Below are 1,943 nucleotides of genomic sequence, written 5' to 3' on the forward strand. Positions count from 1 at the left end.
TGTTTAAGATAAGATATAACTCATTGAGATGTGTCATAGTATTCGTCGTTAGAAAACAATTATTGTGACATTATTTCAATGAGTTATCTATTTTTGTCGTGTACAGAGATATTTTTTATAGCTTTGCTTACACAATCAATTACGTCATTAGTTTTAGAAATAGCTTCTTTTTCAGATACTTGATCGCTTACTTTTCGAGATATTAAGTCATCAAAATATATCCTATATTCTTCACAAACTAGATAAAAATAAGGGTCTAATCTATCTAAATCATATTCAGATTCAAAGGGTTTACGATCTAATAAATCTTTTTCAGGATAAATAATCAATTGTCCTGCATCGAACCAAAACTCCACAGAAAAATTATCAAACTCAATTCCATTTAAATCATTACTAAAATTTTGAAAATACTGTAATAAAAGATTTTCTATATCCTCTAAAAACTCTTTATTCTTAATATCAAATATTAAAGATTCATTAGAAATAGCTTTGATACAATCTTCTTGAATATCTAACCCCTTTAAAGTCATTTTTACTCCATTTAAATTTTTAGGTTTTGGTGCATTAAGAATTTTGATTAACTTAACATAATGGCGGTTATACGAAATTCACCGTTTCGAGCCCCAAATATCAAGTTTATTTCTTGCATAAATGTATCCTATAGGATACATTCTACTTATGTACTCAATATATACCACTGAAGTCTTTGATGACTGGTTCACCAAGTTAAAAGACCAGCAGGCAAAAAGACGCATACAAGTCCGAATTGATCGGGTTGAAGATGGAAACTTTGGAGATACTGAGCCGGTCGGTGAAGGTGTTTCTGAATTACGTTTCTTCTTTGGGCCAGGCTATAGGATTTATTACTGCAAGCAAGGGCAAAGGGTTGTTATTCTTTTAGCAGGCGGAGATAAGTCTACGCAAAGTAAAGATATAAAACTTGCCCTGCAATTGGCACAAGATTTAGAGGAGGAGCTATAAATGGCTATTAAACTTCGCAAATGGGACAGTGCTGAGCATCTTAAAACAGAGGATGATATGCAGGCTTACTTACAAGCATGTATTGAAGAATCTAATGGCGATGCCGCATTCATTGCAAAGGCTTTAGGTAACATTGCAAAAGCTAAAGGAATGGCTCAATTATCACGAGATACAGGCTTAGGCCGAGAAAGTCTTTATAAAGCACTTTCTGGTGATGTTAACCCTAGTTTTGATACTGTGATTAAAGTTGTAAAAGCACTGAATTTACGCTTAGCAATTTAAAAAAAGTTATTAAAAAATGGAGCTTTAGGCTCCATTTTTTAATTTCGTATAAGGTGTATTATGTTAATTTTAGAAATTCTTAATTTCCATCTATCCAAACTTGCTTGATCCAATCTGCTAAATCTTCCCACTGCTCATCGCTATATCCATCTGCTGTCCAATATCTAATTTTATGATTAGGAGATAGGCAATAATAACTACCATTATCTTCACAAATAGGTAGCCAATCTTCTGGCAGACCTTGCTCCCTAGCATCATTTAATATCTGAGATAGCCCTCGATAGCATTCTTTCTCATCTGTAAGAGACGCTAATTCAATTGTTCCATAAAAGATATTGCTAATCTCTTTCAAAACTTTTTTATAATCTTTTGGAAAAATAAAACCTATTTTTCGTTCATAAGCAGATATGAAAATATCATCAGGTAGTTCTATGTTTAGACGACTATTCCCAGATAGTTCTTTTAATTCTTGAATAATGTTATCAAGCTTATTTTGCATATACATTCTGCTCTATCGCATTAAAGTTCTTACTACAATTTAACATAATGGCTGTTATGCGAAACGAGATCTACCAGCTCTCGTTTTTTGTTATGGAAACTGCTAAAATTCAAATACGCCATTGACGTATAAAGAGTCCATGTTATTTATTGAAACCAGCATCTTTACCAAGCAAATTAAA

Annotated in this window: 4 protein-coding genes; 2 read left to right on the top strand and 2 right to left on the bottom strand. The window is 32.4% G+C overall.

All coding sequences use genetic code 11. The features are described 5' to 3' along the window. Positions 1–83 precede the first annotated feature (83 nt). Positions 84–530 (bottom strand): hypothetical protein, encoded by a 447-nt coding sequence (locus L6C30_RS14480; RefSeq protein ID WP_236163170.1) that lies wholly within the window; start codon positions 528–530, stop codon positions 84–86. Positions 531–678: 148 nt separating this feature from the next. Here L6C30_RS14480 and L6C30_RS14485 point away from each other — a divergent pair, with 148 nt between their 5' ends. Both L6C30_RS14485 and L6C30_RS14490 read left to right on the top strand, forming a co-directional pair. After that, positions 679–981, top strand: a complete 303-nt coding sequence (locus tag L6C30_RS14485) for a type II toxin-antitoxin system RelE/ParE family toxin (RefSeq protein WP_000286964.1) — start codon at positions 679–681, stop codon at positions 979–981. Next, positions 982–1,263 carry an addiction module antidote protein gene (locus L6C30_RS14490; RefSeq protein WP_000985609.1) on the top strand — a complete coding sequence of 94 codons (282 nt, stop codon included), beginning with the start codon at positions 982–984 and terminating at the stop codon, positions 1,261–1,263. A gap of 79 nt (positions 1,264–1,342) precedes the next feature. On the opposite strand, the gene L6C30_RS14495 is transcribed toward L6C30_RS14490, so the two are convergent. Next, positions 1,343–1,762: an SMI1/KNR4 family protein gene (locus L6C30_RS14495; RefSeq protein WP_001180106.1), complete on the bottom strand. Its 420-nt coding sequence runs from the start codon at positions 1,760–1,762 to the stop codon at positions 1,343–1,345. Between the last annotated feature and the right edge of the window lie 181 nt (positions 1,763–1,943).

It is taken from the genome of Acinetobacter sp. KAM396 (genome assembly GCF_021602765.1).
GTDB classification, from domain to species: Bacteria; Pseudomonadota; Gammaproteobacteria; order Pseudomonadales; family Moraxellaceae; genus Acinetobacter; species Acinetobacter towneri_A.